The following is a 19,963-nucleotide window of genomic DNA, read 5'->3' on the forward strand; positions in this document are numbered from 1 at the left end:
CGCCTTACGGTGGAGCTGTGCGTAGATGTGATCAAGAGACAGGGTGCGGGCTCCGGGCACGAGACGCTGGCGCGGGAGGCCGGAGCCGCCCGCGAGGCAGGGCAGGACAGCGCGCCGCCCGTCCCTCACCCCTTCCAGCGCGCCGCCGTCTCCGCCGCGAAGTCGCGATAGCGCCGCCGCTTCCGCCCGAGGATCGCCTCCACCCTCTCCCCGGCCCCCGCCGCCGCGGTCATTCCCTCTTCCTGGAAGCGCCCGAACATCCGCCGCATGTCATAGGCCATCCAGCCCGGCATCTTCCCGGCCGAGGCCCGCTCATAGGCATCGAGATCGTCGCCCGCATAGCGCACCGCCCGCCCCAGCGCCTCCGCCCAGGCCGCCGCGATCCCTTCCCCGGTCAGCGCCTCCGGTCCCGGGATCTCCACGACCTCGCGCGGCAGCGGCTCCGCTGCCGCATCCCGCCGGCGCAGCTCCGCCGCCGCGACCCCCGCGATGTCCTCTGCATCCACCATCGCCACCCCGCGCGAGCCCACCGGCATGGGATAGACCCCCTGCTCCGCGATCGGCTGCCGCAGCTGTGCATCGTTCTGCATGAAATAGGCCGGGCGCAGGACCGTCGCCGCCATGCCGCGCTCGGCCAGCATCCGCTCCGCCGCGAACTTGCCCGCGAAATGCGGCACGTCGCTGCTGCTCTCCGCCTTCAGCACCGAGAAATAGACGATCCGTTCGATCCCGGCCTCCCGCGCCAGGCCCAGCACCATCAGCGCCTGGGTCAGCTCGTCCGGCACCACCGCGTTCAGCAGGAAGAGCGTCCGCACCCCCTTCAGCGCCGCCCGCACCGCCTCCGGATCGCCGAGGTCCCCCGCCGCCGTCTCCACCCCGGCGGGGAACTTCCCCTTGGAGGGATCGCGCGCCATCGCCCGCACCGGCGCCCCCGCGCCATGGAGGACCTCCACGATCCGCGCCCCGATCGTGCCCGTGCTGCCTGTCACCAGGATCGTCATGCCATGCCCTTTCCATCCGGAACCAGGCTGGCAGGTGGCGGCGGCAGGACCACGGATCAGGACGGGCGCGGATCACGAAACGGCGTGCCGCCTAACCTCGGGGCGCCCCGTCCCCGGGCGCCGTGGCCGGCACCCGGTCCGCCACCACGGGCACCCAGGCCTCCGCCCCGGCCCGCCGTACATACAGCCGCTGCCGGGCATAGGAGATCCAGAAGCGCCGCGGCACAGGCCCCCACCCAGCAGGCCCAGCGGCCACAGCGCGGTGACCGTCCGGCTAAGCTGCCGCATCACCGGGCGGAAGCCTATGAACCGCAGGTTGCGGAACCGTCACCTCCGGTTCCGCAACGCATGTCAACCCCAACAGGCCAGCCCCCCGGCCCATCGGCCCGCACCCAACCCGGCGCGGGCCCTTCGTCCCGGTCGTGCCCGGTCCTCAGTTGAACAGCGTGGAAACCGAGCTTTCCTCGCTGATCCGCCGCATCGCCTCGGCCAGCAGCGGCGCCACGGTCAGCTGCCGGATGTTGCTCGACACCCGCACCGCCTCGGTGGCCTGGATGCTGTCGGTGATCACCATCTTCTCGATCGGCGCCGCGCCGATGCGCGCCACGGCCCCGCCGGACAGCACGCCATGCGTCACATAGACGCTGGCCGAGTTCGCGCCGTTCTTCAGCAGCGCCTCGGCCGCGTTGCACAGCGTCCCGCCGGAATCCACGATGTCATCGACCAGGATGCAGTCGCGGCCCTGCACGTCGCCGATCACGTTCATCACCTCGGACACGCCCGCCTGCGGCCGGCGCTTGTCGATGATGGCGAGGTCCGTGTGCAGCCGCGTCGCGATCGCCCGCGCGCGCACCACGCCGCCCACATCGGGGGAAACCACCATCAGGTCGCGGCCCTTGTAGCGCTCCAGGATGTCCCGGGCGAAGAGCGGCGCGGCGAAGAGGTTGTCCACGGGGATGTCGAAGAAGCCCTGGATCTGCCCGGCATGCAGGTCCAGCGTCAGCACGCGGTCGGCACCCGCCTCGGTGATCAGGTTCGCCACCAGCTTGGCCGAGATCGGCGTGCGGCTGCCGGACTTCCGGTCCTGCCGGGCATAGCCGAAATACGGGATGACCGCCGTGATACGCCGGGCGCTGGCGCGGCGCAGCGCGTCCAGCGTGATCAGCAGCTCCATCAGATTGTCGTTCGTGGGAAAGCAGGTGGACTGCACCACGAAGACGTCCTCGCCACGCACGTTCTCATGGATCTCGACGAAGATCTCCATGTCGGCGAAGCGGCGCACCGAAGCCTGGGCCAAGGGCAGGTTCAGGGATGCAGCAACGGCCTCTGCGAGGGGGCGGTTGCTGTTGCAGGCAATGATTTTCATGAAGGGCAGCCTTGGAGGGGGGAGGCGCGCTGCGGGATAGCAACCTCACCGAAGCGTGTCCATGCATGAGATGCAGGACAGCAAAATTGGACGCCGGCTGATGCTGCAAAGCCGCATGACCTACGCCTCCCCCCACCCGCGACTTGGCCGTCCCCACACCCATGAGCCCCGTGCCCGGCAGCGCCCGCCATCCCCGGAGGCGGACATGCGGGCTTCACATGGCACCCATCCGCCCCGGCACCTTTTGCGCCGCAGCAAACGGCCCAACTCCCCTTCTCCCGCGGCAATCCCGCCACGGGCACCAATAGGGAACCGGCCGATGCCGAGCCTCTTCGATCCCCTCCGCCTGGGCGACCTCACCCTGCCCAACCGCGTCGTCATGGCCCCCCTCACCCGCACCCGCTCGCCCGGCCATGTCCCCAACGCCCTGGTCGCCGAATACTACCGCCAGCGCGCCTCCGCCGGGCTGATCATCAGCGAAGGCATCCCTGTCTCCCCCATGGGTGTCGGCTATGCCGATGTTCCCGGCCTCTGGAGCGAGGAGCAGGTCGAGGGCTGGAAGCCCGTCACCCATGCCGTCCACGGGGCCGGTGGCCGCATCCTCGCCCAGATCTGGCATGTCGGCCGCATCTCCGACCCGTCCTTCCTCGGCGGCCGCGTCCCCGTTGCCCCCAGCGCCATCGCCGCGAAGGGCCATGTCAGCCTGCTCCGCCCGCAGCGCCCCTACGTCACCCCGCACGCGCTGGAGACGGAGGAAGTCGCCGCCATCGTCGAACAGTTCCGCCAGGCCGCCGCCAATGCCCAGCGCGCCGGCTTCGACGGCGTGGAGCTGCACGGCGCCAACGGCTACCTGCTCGACCAGTTCCTGCAGGACAGCACCAACCGGCGCACCGACCGCTACGGCGGCTCCATCGCCAACCGCGCCCGCCTGCTGCTGGAAGCCACCGACGCCGCCATCTCCGTCTTCGGTCCGGGCCGCGTCGGCGTCCATCTCGCCCCGCGCTGCGACACGCACGACATGGGCGACAGTGACCCCGTCGCCCTCTTCACCCATGTCGCCCAGGCCCTCGGCGAGCGGCGGATCGCCTTCCTCTGCTCCCGCGAGGCCCAAGGCCCCGACAGCCTCGGCCCGCAGCTCAAGCGCGCCTTCGGCGGCGCCTACATCGCCAACGAAGGCTTCACCCGGGAAAGCGCCGAGGCCATCCTCGACCGTGGCGACGCCGATGCCGTGGCCTTCGGCAAGCTCTTCATCGCCAATCCCGACCTGCCGGAACGCTTCGCCCACAACCTGCCGCTGAACACGCCGGACCCCTCCACCTTCTACGCCCCCGGTCCGCACGGCTACACCGACTACCCCGCCCTGGCCGAGGCCGCCTGAGGCGCCGTCCCCGGGAGAGGCCCCGCGCCTCTCCCGGCCCCATCCCGGGCCTCCTCCCGCGGCCTTCACGCCTGACCGCCTGCGCCCTTGCCCCCGTGGCCCGGCAAGGCTAGCCGTCCCCTCCGGCCACCCCCCGCCTGCAACCGCGCCCCGCGGCCGGCGAATGCCTGCCCACAGCATTGCGACTCAATATCAGCGTCATAGGGTTGTAACCTGCCGCGGCCTGATCCGCGTTCGGGGATTCGCCCCGCCACACCGCCGCCCCGGGAACTTGGCTGACCCGCCGCGCAGGAGGACAAGACACCTCATGAACCACACCACGACGAATGCCCCCGCTGCGGCCGCCTCCCCACAGCAGACCTTCGGCACCGAGGGCATGGCCGCGATGGACCGGCCCAGCCGCACGACACGGTTCTTCATGACCATCGTCGCCGGGGCGGAGCGGCTGAACCTCCGCCACTCCAACGTCGGCAACCCGCCCGTCTACAACAACGCCACCTTCCCCTGGGCGGCGGAGATCGAGCGCGAATGGCCCGCCATCCGCAAGGAGCTCGACCGCGTCCTGCTCCGCCAGGAAGACCTGCCCGGCTTCCACGAGCTCTCCGCCGATGTCCGCACCATCAGCACGGACCGGGCCTGGAAGACCTTCTTCCTCACCGGCTATGGCCTCTCCTCGAAGCAGAACATCGAGCAGTGCCCCGAGACCTGGCGCATCGTGCAAAAGATCCCCGGCCTCAAGACCGCGATGTTCTCGATCTTCGAACCGGGCAAGCACCTGCCGCCCCATCGCGGCCCCTACAACGGCGTGCTGCGCCTGCATCTCGGCCTGATCGTGCCGGAATCGAAGGACGACCAGCTCGCCATCCGCGTCGACAAGCAGGTCTGCCACTGGCAGGAAGGCAAGGCCCTGATCTTCGACGACGCCTACGAGCACGAGGCCTGGAACCATACCGACAAGACCCGCGTCGTCCTCTTCGTGGACTTCGTGAAGCCGCTGCGCTTCCCCGCCCGGCTGGTGAACTGGCTCCTCCTCAATCTCGCCCCCTTCACCCCCTTCATCCGTGAGGGGCTGGAGAACCAGAACACCTGGGAGAAGCGCTTCTACGCCGAGGCCGAGAAGCTCCGTAACCAGCCCGGCTGACCCGCCGGACCGGCAGCCGGCGCGCCCCAGGGCGCACCGGCCTCCACGTCACATCGCCGCCCGGCGGGACAGGCCAAAGCCTGGACCATGACGGAACATGGTTTCTGGCCCGGCAGCTTTCTGGCGGCCCTGGCCCGCGGCACCCACTGCACCCTTCCGCTGCCGTTCGCGCAGCACCGCGCCGGAACGCTCCCGTCCGGCACCGGCGGGAGCCTCCGCACGGGAACGCCCCGCCCGTCCACGGCAACGGCCGGCCCCACCCTGCCCGAAGCCCGGCTGGAAACGGGGGGCTCCCGAGAGGAAGGAAAACACCGTTTCCGCACCGGTGGCACCGGCAGTCCGCCGGAGAGTCATGCTCTCCAGAGTCATGCTCTCCGGCGCGATCAGCCTCGGCGAGAGCCAACCCATCGGGTCCAGGGCGCGCAGCGTCCTGGCGGATAGGGGACCGGGGGAAAGGCAGCGCCTTTCACCCGGGGACGGGGCAACGGCGGACGGCGCAACGCCCACGCCACCAACCCGCCCGCGTCATCCCCCGCGCCGCCGGTATCCCGACACCGCCTCTCCCGCATCCCGCGGCAGTTGCAGGCACAGCGGCAGCGAAGCCAGCACCACTGCCGCCACCGCAACGAAGGCCAGCGAGAAATCCCCCAGCGCCGGCTCGCCATGCCCGTGCAGCGCGGTGGAGGCCGCCAGCACGGAGGAGCCCATCACCACGCCCAGCGCCATGGAGAGCTGCTGCGCCGTCGAATAGAGGCTGGTGGCGGCGGAGAGCGCCTTCTGCGGCAGCTCCGCATAGGCCAGCGAGTTCAGCGAAGTGAAGTGCAGGGAGCGGAAGATCCCGTTCACCGCCAGCAGGATGAACACCCCCCAGAGCGGCCAGCCGGGCGAGAGCGTCGCCAGCAGCAGGATGATCGCCCCCTGCAGCACCGTGTTCCAGACCAGCGTGCCACGATAGCCCAGCCAGCGCAGCACCCGGTGCACCAGCGGCTTCATGCCGAAGGCCCCCAGCGCCGAGGCCAGCGTGATCAGCCCCGAGGTGGTGGCCGAGGCCCCGAAGCCCAACTGGATCGCCAGCGGCACCAGGAAGGGGATCGCCCCCGCCCCGATGCGGAACATCGTCCCCGCCGTCACCGTCACCTGAAAGGCCGGGATGCGCAGCAGGCTCAGGTCCAGCGCCGGATGCTCCGCCCGCAGGCAGTGCCGCACCGCCCACACCACCAGCCCCGCCCCGGCCACCAGCGCCACCCAGCTCCAGGCGGGCTCCACCACTCCGCGCCCCACCGTCTCGAAGCCGAACATCAGGCAGGCCAGCGACAACCCGACCAGCGTGATCCCCGGCACGTCCAGCTTCGGCGGCCGCTCCTGCTCCGGCGCGGTGATGAAGCGCCAGGCCAGGAACAGCCCCAGCATCCCGATCGGCAGGTTGATCCAGAACACCCAGCGCCAGGAAAGCTGGTCGGTCAGGAAGCCCCCCAGCGGCGGTCCCATGATCGGCCCCAGCAGCCCCGGCATGGTCAGCCAGGTGGTGGCCCGCACGATCTCCTCCTTGGTCACCCGGCGCAGCAGCAGCAGCCGCGCCACCGGCACCATCATCGCCCCTCCGATCCCCTGCACCACCCGCGCCAGGATCAGCTCCGTCAGCCCCTGCGCCAGTCCGCAAGCCACCGAGGAGGCGACGAAGACCGCGATCGCCCAGAGGAAGACCCGCTTCGCCCCGTACCGGTCGGCCACCCAGCCGCTCACCGGCACGAAGACCGTCAGCGCCACGAGATAGGAGGTGATCGCCGCCGAGAGATGCAGCGGCTCGCTGCCCAGGTCCCGCGCCATGGCCGGCAGCGCCGTCGCGATCACGCTGCTGTCCAGGTTCTGCATGATCAGCGCGCTGGCCACGATCGCCGCGGTGAAGCGCGGGTCGTCCACCCAGCCGCGCCCGCCGGCGGCCTTGCCCGGCGCGGCGGGCCGCTCCGCCACCTCTCCGCCCGGACTCTCCCGCCGCGAACCTGTCTCCGCGTGCCCGCCCGCCGCCATGCACACCCCTCCCCTTGACGCAAAGCCCGCCGGCACGGCCCCGGGGAGGGCACCCGACCACGCCCCTTGGACACGCCAGGGAACCCTGCGCGTGCCCGCCCGCTTCCCCCGGTTTCCGTCACCGCGGAATCCCGACGCCAGTGCAATCCTCCCTTGCGCCGCATGTCCAAGCCTTGCAAGCCACGCGCCGCCGCCGCATTTTCGCCTTCATGGAACAGTCAGCGGGCGAGGCGCGGCGGATACCGCTGCATGGGCCGGAGGATTTCGAGGGCATGCGCAAGGCCGGCCAGCTGGCCGCCGCCTGCCTGGACATGATCACGCCCCATGTGGTGCCCGGCGCCACCACCGAGGCGCTCGACAAGCTCTGCCACGACTTCATGCTCGACCACGGCGCCGTCCCGGCGACGCTGGGCTACCGCGGCTACCCGAAGAGCTCCTGCATCTCCATCAACCACGTCGTCTGCCACGGCATCCCCGGCGAGCGGCGGCTGGTGGAGGGCGACATCCTCAACATCGACGTCACCCCCATCCTCGACGGCTGGTACGGCGACACCTCCCGCATGTACGTGGCCGGGGAGCCGAGCCGGAAGGCCGCCCTGCTGATGGACGTGACCCACGAGAGCCTGCTCCGCGGCATCGCCGTGGTGAAGCCCGGCACCACGCTCGGCGACATCGGCCACGCCATCCAGAGCTACGTGGAGAAGCAGCGCTTCTCCGTGGTCCGCGACTTCTGCGGCCACGGCGTCGGCCGCACCTTCCACGCCCCGCCCAACATCCTCCATTTCGGCCGCCCCGGTGAAGGCCCCAAGCTCAAGGAAGGCATGTTCTTCACCATCGAGCCGATGGTGAATGCCGGCCGCCCGGAGGTGAAGGTGCTCGACGACGGCTGGACCGCCGTGACCCGCGACCGCTCCCTCTCCGCCCAGTTCGAGCACATGGTCGGCGTCACCGCCACGGGCTGCGAGGTCTTCACCTACTCCCCCGCCGGGCTGCACAAGCCGCCCTACAGCCTGCCCGCCTGACCCCGCCCCCAAAGCACATGACCGGCCAGCCGAAGCCACCCCCCGCCCTGCCCTCCCGCCTCGTGGAGGGCTACCGGGGCTGCCGCTACACGCGCTTCCGGCGCGAGCGCCACCACTACGCCCAGCTCGCCCAGGCCGGGCAGCACCCGCGCATCCTGATGATCGCCTGCGTGGACAGCCGCGTCGCGCCCGAGGTCGTCTTCGACGCCGATGCCGGGGAGATGGTCGTGGTCCGCAACGTCGCGAACCTCGTGCCCCCTTACCAGCCCGACGCCAACTACCACGGCACCTCGGCCGCCATCGAGTTCGCCGTCCGGTCGTTGGAGGTCGAGCACGTCGTCGTCCTCGGGCACGCCTCCTGTGGCGGCATCAACGCCTTCCGCAGCAACCAGCGCGATCGTGTGGACGCGGCGCATGGCGACTTCGTCGCCCGCTGGATGGACCTGATCGCCCCCGCCCGCGACCACGTCCTGCGCTGCGAGGGCGTGGACCCGCTGGACGACCAGCGCGCCATGGAACATGCCGCCATCCGCCAGTCCCTGCGCAACCTCCGCACCTTCCCCTGGCTGGCGGAGCGCGAGGCCGCCGGCCAGCTCGGCCTGCACGGCCTGTGGTTCGACGTGGCCGACGGCACCCTCAGCGTGCTGGACGAGGCCGAGGGCCGCTTCCACCCCGTCCCCGCCGGCCCCCTCACCCAGGACTGACCCGCACCTTCTCCCGGCCGGGAAGATGAAAGGGAGAACAGAATACTCCCTCGTGCCCCCGTATGGCCTGTGCGTGGCGCTTAATGCTGGCATAATCTCCTCCAGCAGCATACATGCGCGGTTGTAAGCACGGGCAGCGGATGGGCGGGGGAGTGGCAAGGCACACAAAGGCTCAGGCAGAGCAGACACGCGAGGCGATCCTCGATGCCGCCGAGAAGGTCTTCTACGAACGCGGCGTGGCCCGCTCCACGCTGGAGGAAGTCGCCCGCGTCGCCGGCGTCACCCGTGGCGCCATCTACTGGCACTTCCGCGACAAGCTCGATCTCTTCCTCACCCTGAACGAGCGCGCCGAGCTTCCGCACGAGGATCTGGTCACCCGCCTCGCCGAGAATCCCGACCTCGATCCGCTGGAAGAGCTCGACACCGTCATGGCCGACACCAAGCGGCAGTTCGAGCAGGACGAGCGCCGCCGGCGCCTCCTCACCATCTTCTACCAGCGCTGCGAATACGTGGACGAGATGGCCCCCGCCCTGCACCGCCTGCAGAAGGCGGACGAAGACCTGCGCGCCAAGTTCCGCGAGCTCCTGCACCTCGCCGCTCTGCGCTACCCCCTCGCCCCGCCCTGGACGCCGGACACCGCCGCGGACGCGCTCTTCGTGCAGATCCGGGGCATGATGCAACTCTGGCTGCGCGAACCGGAGGTCTACCGGCTGAGCGAGGAAGGACTGCGCCTGGCGCGGGCCTTGCTGGCCTCCTTCCAGGGCAAGTCCCTGAAAACAGACCAGAAGCCCGACAGTCCCGGAACCCTTTCCCCATCGACGGGCTGAACGCGGCAGGGCCGGTTAAACGGCCCGCAATGAAAATCAACGAAGAGTGTCTGTCATACATTCTCGTCAGTACGTACCTCCGCGGCGCACCACCGGCCTCCCATACGGCCGGAATCGGGCGCGCATGGATCTGAGCAATGAGGTAGTTCGTGGTTGATCGGCAGCAGGATGAAACGCATCCCCCCACTCATCCGGCCGATCCCCAGCACGTCCGGGCCGCCCATGCGGAGGAACCCGCCCGCGGCCGCGCCCGCATCCGGCGCGACCGCGCGGATGACGGCGGCGGCAAGCCCGAAGGCGGCGAGGAACGCAAGGACCAGCCGCAGCAGAAGAACGGCAAGAACGACAACGGCAAGGACAACGGAAAGGGGAAGACCAGCCGCCTGCCGCTGATCATCGGCGGCATCCTGCTCGTCATCGCCATCCTGGGCGGTGCCTGGTACTGGTGGACGACGCGCAACCTCGCCTCCACCGACGACGCCTATACCGAAGGCCGCGCCATCACCATCGCCCCCCAGGTCTCCGGCTACGTCACCGAGTTGCGCGTCCGGGACAACCAGTTCGTCCATGCCGGCGACGTGATCCTGCGCATCGACCCGCGCGACTACATCGCCCGCCGCGACCAGGCCGCCGCCAACCTCGAACTCGCCGAGACCCAGCTCCACAGCGCCGAGATCGACCTGGAGATCGCCCGCACCCGCTTCCCCGCGGAACAGAAGAGCGCCGAGGCCCAGCTCTCCTCCGCCCGCGCCAGCCAGACCCAGGCACAGTCGGACTACCGCCGCCAGCGCTCGGTGGACCCGCGCGCCACCACGCAGACCAACATCGACACCGCCACCGCCACGCTGCAATCCGCCACCGCCCAGGTGAACCAGGCCCAGGCGCAGCTGCAGATCGCCAACCTGGCGCCGCAGAACATCGACCAGGCCGAGGCCACCGTCCGCCAGCGCCGGGCCCAGATCGACGAGGCCAGGGCCAATCTCGCCCAGGCCGAGGTCACCCTCTCCTATACCGAGATCCGCGCCCCCCAGGACGGCCGCGTCACCCGCCGCAACGTGGAACAGGGCGGCTTCCTGCAACAGGGCCAGTCCGTCATGTCCCTGGTCACGCCCGAGGTCTGGGTCGTCGCCAACTTCAAGGAGAACCAGCTCGACGGCATGCGCCCCGGCCAGCGCGTGGCGATCGAGGTGGACGCCTATCCCGGCCTGGAACTGCACGGCCACATCGACAGCATCCAGATGGGCAGCGGCGCCCGCTTCAGCACCTTCCCCGCCGAGAACGCCACCGGCAACTTCGTGAAGATCGTCCGCCGCGTGCCGGTGAAGATCATTATCGACAGCGGCCTGCCCGCGGACATGCCCATGCCCCTCGGCCTCTCCGTCATCCCCACGGTGACCCTGGAATGACCCCCGCCGGCAGGGCCGCGGCGGCGGGCAGGGGCGGCCGGGCATGAGCGGCAGCGCCGAGAAGTCCGGCAGCGGCTGGAAGCCCCGCTACAACCCCTGGCTGGTGACGTTGGTCGTCACCATGGGCGCCTTCATGGAGGTGCTCGACACCACCATCGTCAACGTCTCCCTGCCGCACATCGCCGGCAGCATGTCCGTCTCCAACGACGAGAGCACCTGGGCGCTCACCACCTACCTCGTCGCCAACGGCATCGTGCTCACCATCTCCGGCTATCTCAGCCGCTGGCTGGGGCGGAAGCGCTACTTCACCATCTGCCTCGCCGCCTTTACCGTCGCCTCGCTCGCCTGCGGCATCTCGCAGGAATTCTGGCAGCTCCTCGTCTGCCGCGCGCTGCAGGGCTTCTTCGGCGGCGGCCTGCAGCCGACGCAGCAGGCCATCATCCTCGACACCTTCCCGCAGGAGAAACGCGGCACCGCCTTCTCCGTCACCGCGCTCGCCATCATCGTGGCCCCCATCCTGGGCCCCGTCGTCGGCGGCTACCTCACCGACACCTATTCCTGGCACTGGATCTTCCTGATCAACGTGCCCATCGGCATCGCCACCGTCTTCGGCGTGATCGCGGTGGTGGAGGACCCTCCCTCGGTGGAGGAGCAGCGCAAGACCACGCCGCCCTTCGACTTCATCGGCCTCGGCTTCATCGTGCTCGCCCTGGCCGGGCTCGAACTCGCCGTGGACCGCGGCGAGGACTACGACTGGCTGGATTCGAGCTTCGTCCGCATCGCCGCCCTGGCCTCCATCACCGGCTGGGTCGGCGGCGCCTACTGGTTCGCCTATGCCAGGCGCCCGATGGTGAACCTGCGCGTCTTCCGCGACCGCAACTTCACCCTGGGATGCGCCCTGATCTCGGTGATGGGCTTCGCCCTCTACGGCAGCGCGGTGATGATCCCCCAGCTCGCGCAACAGCAGCTCGGCTACACCGCCACCTGGTCCGGCCTCGTCCTCGCCCCCGGCGCGGTGCTGCTGGTGATGCTGATCCCCGTCTCGAGCCGGCTCATGGGTATCATCCCGGCCAAGTGGATCATCGTCTTCGGCGGCCTCTGCCTGGCCACCTCCTTCTGGTACTCCAGCCACCTCACCCCGGATCTCAGCTTCCGCAGCCTCGTCATCATCCGCGCCTCGCAGACCATCGGCCTCGCCTTCCTCTTCGTGCCGATCAGCACCATCGCCTACGCCACCCTGCCACCCGAGCTGAACGGCGACGCCACCGCGCTCTTCTCCATGTTCCGCAATGTGCTGGGCTCCACCGGCATCTCGGTCTCCACCGCGCTGATCACCGACCACGAGCAGATCCGGCAGGCCCACCTGGTGCAGCACCTGACGCCGCTCCACGAGCCCTACAACACGACGCTGCAACAGGTGCAGAACGCGATGATCAGCCACGGCATCCCCGCCGCCGAGGCCATGCAGCAGGCGGAGGGATGGATGTTCCAGCAGCTCCGCACCCAGACCGCGATCCTCGCCTATTCCGACGTCTTCATCATCACCGCCGCCATCGCCGCCTGCATCATCCCCTTCGCCCTGATGCTGTCGGGCGTGAAGGTCCAGGGCGGCGGCGGAGCCCACTGAGCCCCATGCATCCCACACGCCATTCCCGCCCCGCCCCGCCCGCCCTCCCGCTCGCTCTTCCCCTGGTCCTCTCGCTCCTCGCCGGCTGCACCGTGGGCCCCGACTTCACCCCGCCCAAGGCCGAGGCGCCGCCGAGCTGGAACGACCCCGCCCGCGCCCCCACCCAGGCGGTCACCCTCAGGGCCGATCCCGACCCGCGCTGGTGGACCGGCTTCAACGACCCCGTCCTCACCTCGCTGGTGGAACGCGCGATCAGCGGCAACCTCGACCTGCAGCAGGCCGTCCTGCGCGTCGTCCAGGCCCGCCAGAGCGAGGCCGCCGCCCGCGCCGCCGGCCTGCCCAGCCTCAACGGCACCGGCAGCTACACCCGCCAGCAGCTCGGCCTGCAGGGCACCATCCGCCGCAGCGGCCTCGCCCAGCGCCTCGACGGGCTGGGCGGCGAAGCCGCCTCCGCCGGCGACGCCCTGGTCGACAAGCTGAACGGCCCCGTCGACCTCTTCCAGGCCGGCTTCGACGCCTCCTGGGAGCTCGACCTCTTCGGACGCGTCCGCCGCTCGGTGGAACAGAGCCAGGCCCAGACCCAGGCACAGGCCGAAGCGGTCAACGACGCCCTCGTCACCCTCCAGGCCGAGGTGGCCCAGGCCTATGCCGGCCTGCGCGGCGCCCAGGCCCTTGCCCAGTCGCAGCGCGAGAACGTCCAGACCGCCCAGGACATCCTCGACCTGACCCAGCGCCAGCGCCGCCAGGGCCTCGTCACCGAGCTGGACGTGGAGAACCAGCGCACCCAGCTCTTCAACCTCCGCGCCCAGTTGCCGACCTACGAGAAGCAGGTCCGCCAGGCGATGAACCGCCTGGCCATCCTGACCGGCCAGCCCCCCGGCGCCCTGGATGCGGAGCTGGAGGCCGCCCGCCCCATCCCGCCGACGCCGCCCGCCGTGCCGGTCGGCCTGCCCGCCTCCCTGGCCCGCCGCCGCCCCGATATCCGCCAGGCCGAGGCCCGGCTGCACGCCGCCACCGCCGGCGTCGGCGTCGCGGTGGCGAATTTCTACCCCGACATCTCGCTGACCGGCAGCCTGGGCGCACGGGGGCTGGAGGCCAGCTCGCTCACCAACTGGTCGAACCACTTCTATTCCTTCGGCCCCAGCATCTCCCTGCCGATCTTCCAGGGCGGCCGCCTCACCGCCAATCTCCGCACCGCCCGCGCGCAACAGGCCGAGGCCGCGCTCGCCTATCGCGGCACCGTGCTGAACGCGCTGGGGGAAGTCGAGGACAGCCTCGTCGCCTACCGCACCGACCGTGCCCAGCTCGAAAGCCTCGACCAGTCGGTCCGGTCCGCCGACACCGCCCTCTCCCTCGCCCGCAGCCGCTACAACAGCGGCCTCTCCAACTTCATCGATGTCCTCGACGCCCAGCGCACCCTCGTCCAGGCGCGCCAGCAGCGCCTCCAGGCCACGCTCTCCCTGACCACGGACCTCGTCTCGCTCTACAAGGCCCTGGGCGGCGGCTGGCAGGACGTCGCTCCGCCGCAGGTGGCCTCCATCCCCCCGCCCCCCTCCGCCCGCGGGGGCCCCTCCACCCCCATCGAATCCCTCTCGCCCGACAGCCTCGCCGGCATCGACAAGCCGGGCACCATCGTCCCCCTCGCCCCGGCCACCACCCCCGCCGGCGGCCGCTAAGGCCTGCCGCCGGGGGGACACGGCCACCCAGCATCGGCTACCCTCCCCCGGCCACCGCCAGGGACGAAGCCGATGCACCGACGCCTGCTTTCCGCGCTGCTGGTCCTGCCGTTCCTCTGCTCCACGGGCCAGGCCGACCCGGCCGGGCGACGATGGCAGGCCATCAGCAACACCGCCGCCTCCATCACCGGCGACATCACGGTCACACCGGACCGGATCACCTTCGCCGGCGGCCACGCCCTCACCCTGTCCGAACCCACCGCCCTGCCGCGCTTCCTGGCGGAAGGCAGCCCCGTTGCCGCCACGCGCTACCGCGTCGCCAGCCCGGCCGACCCACCCCTCCTGAACGGCAACCGCCTCTGCGGCGGCAAGACACCGGCCCCCGTGACCTACATCGTCCTGTGGACACCCCAGGAACTCGCGGGCGACACCGCCCCCCGTAGCCTCGCCGCCTTTTCCGGCCCAACCCCGCCCACCGGAACCGACAGTCCCGGACTCTGCGGCACCTTCCGCTACGAGGCCGGCCCGGCCGCGCGCTGATCCATTCGGTCCGCCGGGCCGCGACAGGAGCCAGCCGCCGGCAGGTCCAGGAGCCACTGGCTCCTGGCGGATGGGGGTACGGGGGCAAGGCGGAGCCTTCCCCCCGGGCCACGGGCGCAACACCCCGGAGAAAGCGCCCCCAGGCCTCAGACCCGGGCGCGTGCCCCGGCCAGGCTCACCGCCTTGTCCTTCGGCAGCATGAAGTGGATCAGCGTCACCGCGACCACATAGGCCCCGGCGCCCACGAAGAAGACCAGCGTGTAGTTGTTGTTGGTCGCATCCAGCACATGCCCGACCACCACGGCCGAGAAGCCGCCCAGGATCGAGCTGATACAGCCGCCCAGCCCAACCGCCCCGGCCACCGCCTCCTTCGGCATGGTGTCGGAAACCAGCGTGAACAGGTTGGCCGAGAAGCCCTGGTGCGCCGCCATGGCCAGGCCGATCAGCAGCACCGCCACCCAGATCTGCTCCGTCATCGGCGCCAGGAAGACCGGCACGGTGCAGAGCGCGCAGGCCAGCAGCGCCAGCTTGCGCGCCGTGAACACCCCGAAGCCCGAGCGCATCAGCCGCCCCGAAAGCCAGCCGCCGCCGATCGAGCCCACATCCGTCATCAGGTAGATCACCACCAGCGGCAGGCCCAGCGCCATCAGGTTCACGTGGAACTTCGAGAACAGGAAGCTCGGCACCCAGTTGTTGTAGAACCACCAGACCGGGTTGGTCAGGATGCCGCCCACCAGATAGACCCAGGTGCCCGGATAGCGCAGCAGGTGCGACCAGGGCACCTTCCGCGACGGCGGCGCCACGTCGTGGTCGCTCTGGATGTAGCGCAGCTCCGCCGGGTTCACCTTCGGATGCTCCTCCGGCGCCCGGTAGGTCGCCAGCCACACCGCCACCCAGACGAAGCCCACCAGGCCGGTGATGTAGAACGCCGTCTGCCAGCCCCAGTGCACGGTGACGAAGGCCGCGATCAGCGGCGCCAGCAGCCCGCCGATATTGCTGCCGGAATTGAAGATGCCCGTGGCCAGCGCCCGGTCGCGCACCGGGAACCAGGTCGCCACCGACTTGATGCAGGTCGGGAAGTTGCCGCCCTCGCCCAGCCCCAGCATGACGCGGGCCAGGATGAAGCCGCTCACCGAGGTCACCAGCCCGTGCGAGGCCGAGGCCGCGGACCAGATCATCGCGGCGATCGCCAGCCCCCAGCGCACGCCCACCCTGTCGGTGAAGGCGCCCATCCCCGCATAGCCGGCCGCATAGGCCATGCTGAAGGCGAAGACGATGTTGCCGTACTCGCTTTCGTTGAACTGGAGCTCACCCTGGACGGTCGGCTTCAGCACCGCCAGCAGGTTGCGGTCCATGTAGTTGATCGTCGTGATGACGAAAAGTAAACCTATAATGAACCATCTGTAATTTCCGGCGGGTGCCATGCCCTGCCCAGGCGGTTTGCTGCCCATGTTCCGTTCCTCCTGCACGGCAATTTCCCAGGTGGAAAACCCTTCTTGCCGAGCACTTGGCTTCTGCTTTCGTTCACCGCCCCCGGTAGCGTCAAGACTCTTTTGCTCTGTGATATGTCAGATGTCATGGGAAAGGCCCCGCCGAGCCAGGAACAGGCCGTCAGCCGACCCTCCAACGTTGGGCTGAACACCCGGCATTCGAGGCAAAGGCGAAAGCCGGGAAAATCACACTGGCGAAACAAAGCAGGTCATGTTCAACTTATGCGAGAAAAACCACCTGGTTCGCCCCCATCGCGCGCAAGATCACGACCCGCACTGGTCACACATCCGGTCCGCCACCCGGGCAGCCTCCTGGTCACTCCCCCGGCCAGCCCTCGCTGCTCGACCTTCCGCCCCTGCCGGACCGGCCGCCCGCCGCCGCCGCCACGCCGCCCGAGGGCCCGGCTGGCCATCGCCACCGCCTGCGCCAGCGCTTCCTGCGTGGCGGCGCCGAGGCGATGCCCGATTACGAGCTGCTGGAACTGCTGCTCTTCGCCGCCCTGCCGCGCGGCGACACCAAGCCCCTGGCCAAGACCCTGCTCGCCCGCTTCGGCAGCTTCGCCCGCGCCATCACCGCCCCCGAGGCCGAGCTGCGCGCCATCCCCGGCGTCGGCGATGCCGTGCTGGCCTCCCTCCGCCTCGCCCGCGCCGCCGCCCTGCGCCTGCTGGCCCAGGAGGCCCGCCAGGGGCCCGTCCTGGACAACTGGCCCCGCCTCACCGCCTATCTCTCCGCCGCCCTGTCCCGGGAGGATGTGGAGCAGTTCCGCATCCTCTTTCTCGACAGCCGCAACCGCCTCCTGGCCGACGAGGCCCAGGCACGCGGCACGCTGGACCACGCCCCGGCCTATCCGCGCGAGGTCGTCCGCCGCGCCCTGGAACTCGGCGCCGCCGCCGTGATCCTGGTCCACAACCACCCCAGCGGCGACCCGACCCCCTCCCGCGCCGACCTGGCCACCACCGAGGCCATCCGCGCCGCCACCACGGCGCTGGGCATCCTCGTCCACGACCACCTGATCGTCGGCCGCGACCGCACCCTCTCCTTTCGCCAGGAAGGACTGATCTGAAACGGTCCAGGGATCGCGTCCGTGGCCACCCCCGGGGGAGGCTCCGCCTGCCCCCCAGGCGGGAAAGCCTCCCTCAGCTCCGCGAGGACCCTCCGGCCCGCAGCGCCGCGCCGACCTCGCGCGCGAAGCGCGGCGCGTCCACGCTGGCCGCCCCCCCATCCGCCGCCATCGTCAGCTGCGTCCGCAGGAATCGCCCGCCCACCGTGCCGACGCAGAGATGCCGCTCAATCCGGGTGCGTCCCAGCCGTCCCTCCAGCAGCGCGCAGCGCAGCGGCCCGCCATTGGCCAGCGGCACCTGGCTGCGCGACACCTCGCGGAAGCTGCGCCCGGTCACCTCGGCGTCGATCGAGGTGGACTCCCGCACCAGCGAGGCCAGCTCCGCCTCCACCGCGGCGCCATTGATCGCCGTCAGCCCCCGGTCATAGAGCGTGACCTGCGCCGCCACGGTGCGCGAGGGCGTGGCATAGTCCACTGTCCGCGCATCGGCGCCCAGCGTGGGGGCGGCCACGTTCCCGCCCCGAAGCATCCCCGATGCCTCCGCCGGAAGCCGCTTCAGCACCTCCGCCATGGCCGGCCGTGGCGCACCCGCCTCGACCGAATCCGGATCGTCCCCGCCCGGCTGGGCACAGGCACCGGCCAGCAGCGCCAGCGCCAGGCTGCCCGCCCGCAGTGCCTTCGGCAGCACCCGGCTCACGAATGCCCCTCCGCCGGCAGGGGCAGCGGCAGTCCGAGGTTCAGAACGAGATTGGCCGACACCAGGCCCTCCCAAAGCAGTTGCAGGCCCACATAGAGGATCAGGAACACGCCCAGATAGGCGATCCACCGCCAGCGATCGAGCAGCTTGGCCAGCAGCCCGCCCAGCACGCCCATCATGATGATGGAGATCAGCAGCCCGACGACCAGCAGCGGCAGGTCGTTGCGCGCCACCGCAGCCACGGCCAGCACGTTGTCCAGGCTCATCGACACGTCTGCCAGGATGATCTGCCACAGCGCCTGCCAGATCGTCTTCTCGGCGGCCTTGCCGTGCCCTTCCTCCTCCTCGTCCTTGCTGCGCAGCTCCCGCCAGAAATTCCAGGCGATGTAGAGCAGCGCCGCGCCGCCGAGCAGGTCGATCCACCACAGCGACAGCAGCAGCGTGGCGAAGACCGAAAAGACGATCCGCAGCACCGCCGCCGCGATGACGCCGAACAGCACCGCCTTGGCGCGCTGGTGCGCCGGCAGCCCCGCCGCCGCCAGTCCGATCACCACCGCGTTGTCGCCGGACAGGATGATGTTGAGCCAGATGATCTCCAGCAGCCCGGGCAGCATCCCGGTCAGCGATTCCATATCCGCATTTCCTCACCGGACGCGTGCGGGATCCCTCCCGGCGAGGTGCAGCGCCCTTCCCAGATGACGGCGAAGCTAGACCGGTTCCATGCGGCCTGGAATGCGCCCCGGCGTGAAAAGCCGCACCGAATCAAGGAGACAGGATTGCCCGGCCAGCCTCGGCCCCGCCTGCGCCAGCCCGGCGGCGTCATTTTCGCGCCCTCTCCGGCACGCTCCCGCATGAACGGCCGGCAAGGATCGGGCCCGCCCTGGCCGTGGCGGCGCCCCTGCGCTCCAGCCTTCCCCGCCCACCCCTCCCCGCGGCACGGACAGGCGCCGGAACGGGGAAGCGGAACGGAAAAAGGGCGGGATGCACCGGCACCCCGCCCCTCGGAACCCATCTCCGTCAACAGGCCGGGGCCGTACCGGGGCGCCATCCTCGCGGCACGCCCCACCCCCGCCTCACGGCCTCAGCGCGTGGCGGCGCCCCCGCCGAACCAGGCCGAGACATGCGGCCCGACCTCGTGCCAGCCCTCGTAGATCATGCTCAGCGCCACGTAGAGGATCACCAGCAGCCCGATCCAGGCAATCCAGCGGAAACGCTCCAGCAGGCGCGCGATGAAGCTCGCGGCCAGTCCCATCAGCACCACCGAGATGGCGAGGCCGATCACCAGCACGTCCAGGTGCTCCTTCGCCGCGCCGGCCACCGCCAGCACGTTGTCGAGGCTCATGGACACGTCCGCCACCAGGATCTGCACGATCGCCTGGCCCAGCGTCTTGCGCGGCGCCCCCGAAGCGGCACCCCCCTCCCCGGACACCGCTCCATGCGCGGCCTCGGCGCCCTCGTGCTGCTCATGCCCCGCCCGCAGCTCGCGGTACATCTTCCAGCAGACCCAGAGCAGCAGCAGGCCGCCCATCAGCGTCAGGCCGACGATCGCCAGAAGCTGCGTGGTGATCGCCGCGAAGCCGATCCGCATGATCGTCGCGGCGCCGATGCCCCAGAGGATCGCCTTGCGCCGCTGGTCCGGCGGCAGCCCGGCCGCCGCCATGCCCACCACGATCGCGTTGTCGCCGGCCAGAACCAGGTCGATCAACAACACCTGCCCGAGGGCCAACAACCAATCCAGACTCATCGGCGTTTAATCGCTCCCCTCGCGGCCGAACCGGCCCGGCCAGAATCCCGCCGGGCGTCACCACCCGCGGCGCCGCCACTTAAACACTAAGCAATCTTACGGCAACAACGCACCATATCCACGGATCGCGGCGGACGGCCTCAGCCCCGCAGCCAGCCCTCCATCACCTTCGCGCAATCGCCCGCCACCCCGGCACGGACGGCCCCGCCCTCGCGCCACGCCCTCGCCCGCAACAGGCTCGCCCGCCCCATCTCC

17 protein-coding genes are annotated in these 19,963 nt (G+C 70.5%); 10 read left to right on the plus strand and 7 right to left on the minus strand.

The window, feature by feature from the left end:
• Positions 1-125 precede the first annotated feature (125 nt).
• Both ROTAS13_RS06185 and ROTAS13_RS06190 read right to left on the minus strand, forming a co-directional pair.
• The gene (locus ROTAS13_RS06185; RefSeq protein WP_075821849.1) at positions 126-1,001 is read right to left on the minus strand and encodes an SDR family oxidoreductase; all 876 of its coding nucleotides are present in this window, start codon (positions 999-1,001) and stop codon (positions 126-128) included.
• 433 nt (positions 1,002-1,434) lie between these two features.
• The gene (locus ROTAS13_RS06190) at positions 1,435-2,367 is read right to left on the minus strand and encodes a ribose-phosphate pyrophosphokinase (protein ID WP_026033511.1); all 933 of its coding nucleotides are present in this window, start codon (positions 2,365-2,367) and stop codon (positions 1,435-1,437) included.
• A 319-nt stretch (positions 2,368-2,686) separates the two neighbouring features.
• Here ROTAS13_RS06190 and ROTAS13_RS06195 point away from each other — a divergent pair, with 319 nt between their 5' ends.
• Together ROTAS13_RS06195 and ROTAS13_RS06200 are read left to right on the plus strand one after the other, a co-directional pair.
• Complete coding sequence (locus tag ROTAS13_RS06195) at positions 2,687-3,745, plus strand: alkene reductase (RefSeq protein WP_019462812.1); 1,059 nt, start codon at positions 2,687-2,689, stop codon at positions 3,743-3,745.
• 307 nt (positions 3,746-4,052) lie between these two features.
• Positions 4,053-4,886, plus strand: coding sequence for an aspartyl/asparaginyl beta-hydroxylase domain-containing protein (locus ROTAS13_RS06200; protein WP_075821851.1), 834 nt, complete (start codon positions 4,053-4,055; stop codon positions 4,884-4,886).
• Between the two features lie 525 nt (positions 4,887-5,411).
• On the opposite strand, the gene ROTAS13_RS06205 is transcribed toward ROTAS13_RS06200, so the two are convergent.
• The gene (locus tag ROTAS13_RS06205) at positions 5,412-6,857 is read right to left on the minus strand and encodes an MDR family MFS transporter (protein ID WP_083755421.1); all 1,446 of its coding nucleotides are present in this window, start codon (positions 6,855-6,857) and stop codon (positions 5,412-5,414) included.
• 266 nt (positions 6,858-7,123) lie between these two features.
• Here ROTAS13_RS06205 and map point away from each other — a divergent pair, with 266 nt between their 5' ends.
• The 7 genes from map (at position 7,124) to ROTAS13_RS06240 (ending at position 14,716) form a co-directional block, all read left to right on the plus strand.
• A complete protein-coding gene (gene map / locus ROTAS13_RS06210; RefSeq protein ID WP_026033508.1) occupies positions 7,124-7,936 on the plus strand; it encodes a type I methionyl aminopeptidase in 813 nt (270 codons plus the stop codon).
• 17 nt (positions 7,937-7,953) lie between these two features.
• A complete protein-coding gene (locus tag ROTAS13_RS06215; protein WP_075821854.1) occupies positions 7,954-8,640 on the plus strand; it encodes a carbonic anhydrase in 687 nt (228 codons plus the stop codon).
• Between the two features lie 152 nt (positions 8,641-8,792).
• Positions 8,793-9,467, plus strand: a complete 675-nt coding sequence (locus ROTAS13_RS06220) for a TetR family transcriptional regulator (RefSeq protein WP_171979046.1) — start codon at positions 8,793-8,795, stop codon at positions 9,465-9,467.
• Between the two features lie 149 nt (positions 9,468-9,616).
• Positions 9,617-10,873, plus strand: coding sequence for an HlyD family secretion protein (locus tag ROTAS13_RS06225; protein WP_083755423.1), 1,257 nt, complete (start codon positions 9,617-9,619; stop codon positions 10,871-10,873).
• Positions 10,874-10,916: 43 nt separating this feature from the next.
• On the plus strand, positions 10,917-12,500 hold the full coding sequence (locus tag ROTAS13_RS06230; RefSeq protein ID WP_075821857.1) for a DHA2 family efflux MFS transporter permease subunit: 1,584 nt from the start codon (positions 10,917-10,919) through the stop codon (positions 12,498-12,500).
• A gap of 5 nt (positions 12,501-12,505) precedes the next feature.
• Positions 12,506-14,176 (plus strand): efflux transporter outer membrane subunit, encoded by a 1,671-nt coding sequence (locus ROTAS13_RS06235; RefSeq protein WP_081798515.1) that lies wholly within the window; start codon positions 12,506-12,508, stop codon positions 14,174-14,176.
• A gap of 72 nt (positions 14,177-14,248) precedes the next feature.
• Positions 14,249-14,716 (plus strand): hypothetical protein, encoded by a 468-nt coding sequence (locus ROTAS13_RS06240; RefSeq protein ID WP_075821858.1) that lies wholly within the window; start codon positions 14,249-14,251, stop codon positions 14,714-14,716.
• A 146-nt stretch (positions 14,717-14,862) separates the two neighbouring features.
• On the opposite strand, the gene ROTAS13_RS06245 is transcribed toward ROTAS13_RS06240, so the two are convergent.
• Positions 14,863-16,167, minus strand: a complete 1,305-nt coding sequence (locus ROTAS13_RS06245; protein ID WP_075821864.1) for an MFS transporter — start codon at positions 16,165-16,167, stop codon at positions 14,863-14,865.
• Positions 16,168-16,562: 395 nt separating this feature from the next.
• Between ROTAS13_RS06245 and radC the strand changes: the two genes are divergently transcribed.
• Positions 16,563-17,270: a RadC family protein gene (gene radC / locus ROTAS13_RS06250; RefSeq protein WP_252572127.1), complete on the plus strand. Its 708-nt coding sequence runs from the start codon at positions 16,563-16,565 to the stop codon at positions 17,268-17,270.
• Positions 17,271-17,343: 73 nt separating this feature from the next.
• On the opposite strand, the gene ROTAS13_RS06255 is transcribed toward radC, so the two are convergent.
• The 3 genes from ROTAS13_RS06255 to ROTAS13_RS06265 form a co-directional block, all read right to left on the minus strand.
• A complete protein-coding gene (locus tag ROTAS13_RS06255; RefSeq protein ID WP_075821860.1) occupies positions 17,344-17,964 on the minus strand; it encodes a hypothetical protein in 621 nt (206 codons plus the stop codon).
• A complete protein-coding gene (locus ROTAS13_RS06260; protein ID WP_019462493.1) occupies positions 17,961-18,596 on the minus strand; it encodes a TerC family protein in 636 nt (211 codons plus the stop codon). Before ROTAS13_RS06260 ends, ROTAS13_RS06255 begins: the two co-directional genes overlap by 4 nt.
• A 449-nt stretch (positions 18,597-19,045) precedes the next feature.
• Positions 19,046-19,708: a TerC family protein gene (locus tag ROTAS13_RS06265; protein WP_026033444.1), complete on the minus strand. Its 663-nt coding sequence runs from the start codon at positions 19,706-19,708 to the stop codon at positions 19,046-19,048.
• Positions 19,709-19,963: the final 255 nt, after the last annotated feature.

This window comes from Roseomonas sp. TAS13 (assembly GCF_001950415.1).
Classification (GTDB): Bacteria; Pseudomonadota; Alphaproteobacteria; order Acetobacterales; family Acetobacteraceae; genus Roseomonas; species Roseomonas mucosa.

Bases quoted from the DNA above. Each gene is read 5' to 3' on its own strand.
- ROTAS13_RS06185 (WP_075821849.1), bottom strand. From the start codon at position 1,001: ATGACGATCCTGGTGACAGGCAGCACGGGCACGATCGGGGCGCGGATC.
- ROTAS13_RS06190 (WP_026033511.1), bottom strand. From the start codon at position 2,367: ATGAAAATCATTGCCTGCAACAGCAACCGCCCCCTCGCAGAGGCCGTT.
- ROTAS13_RS06195 (WP_019462812.1), top strand. From the start codon at position 2,687: ATGCCGAGCCTCTTCGATCCCCTCCGCCTGGGCGACCTCACCCTGCCC.
- ROTAS13_RS06200 (WP_075821851.1), top strand. From the start codon at position 4,053: ATGAACCACACCACGACGAATGCCCCCGCTGCGGCCGCCTCCCCACAG.
- map (WP_026033508.1), top strand. From the start codon at position 7,124: ATGGAACAGTCAGCGGGCGAGGCGCGGCGGATACCGCTGCATGGGCCG.
- ROTAS13_RS06215 (WP_075821854.1), top strand. From the start codon at position 7,954: ATGACCGGCCAGCCGAAGCCACCCCCCGCCCTGCCCTCCCGCCTCGTG.
- ROTAS13_RS06230 (WP_075821857.1), top strand. From the start codon at position 10,917: ATGAGCGGCAGCGCCGAGAAGTCCGGCAGCGGCTGGAAGCCCCGCTAC.
- ROTAS13_RS06235 (WP_081798515.1), top strand. From the start codon at position 12,506: ATGCATCCCACACGCCATTCCCGCCCCGCCCCGCCCGCCCTCCCGCTC.
- ROTAS13_RS06240 (WP_075821858.1), top strand. From the start codon at position 14,249: ATGCACCGACGCCTGCTTTCCGCGCTGCTGGTCCTGCCGTTCCTCTGC.
- ROTAS13_RS06245 (WP_075821864.1), bottom strand. From the start codon at position 16,167: ATGGGCAGCAAACCGCCTGGGCAGGGCATGGCACCCGCCGGAAATTAC.
- ROTAS13_RS06260 (WP_019462493.1), bottom strand. From the start codon at position 18,596: ATGGAATCGCTGACCGGGATGCTGCCCGGGCTGCTGGAGATCATCTGG.
- ROTAS13_RS06265 (WP_026033444.1), bottom strand. From the start codon at position 19,708: ATGAGTCTGGATTGGTTGTTGGCCCTCGGGCAGGTGTTGTTGATCGAC.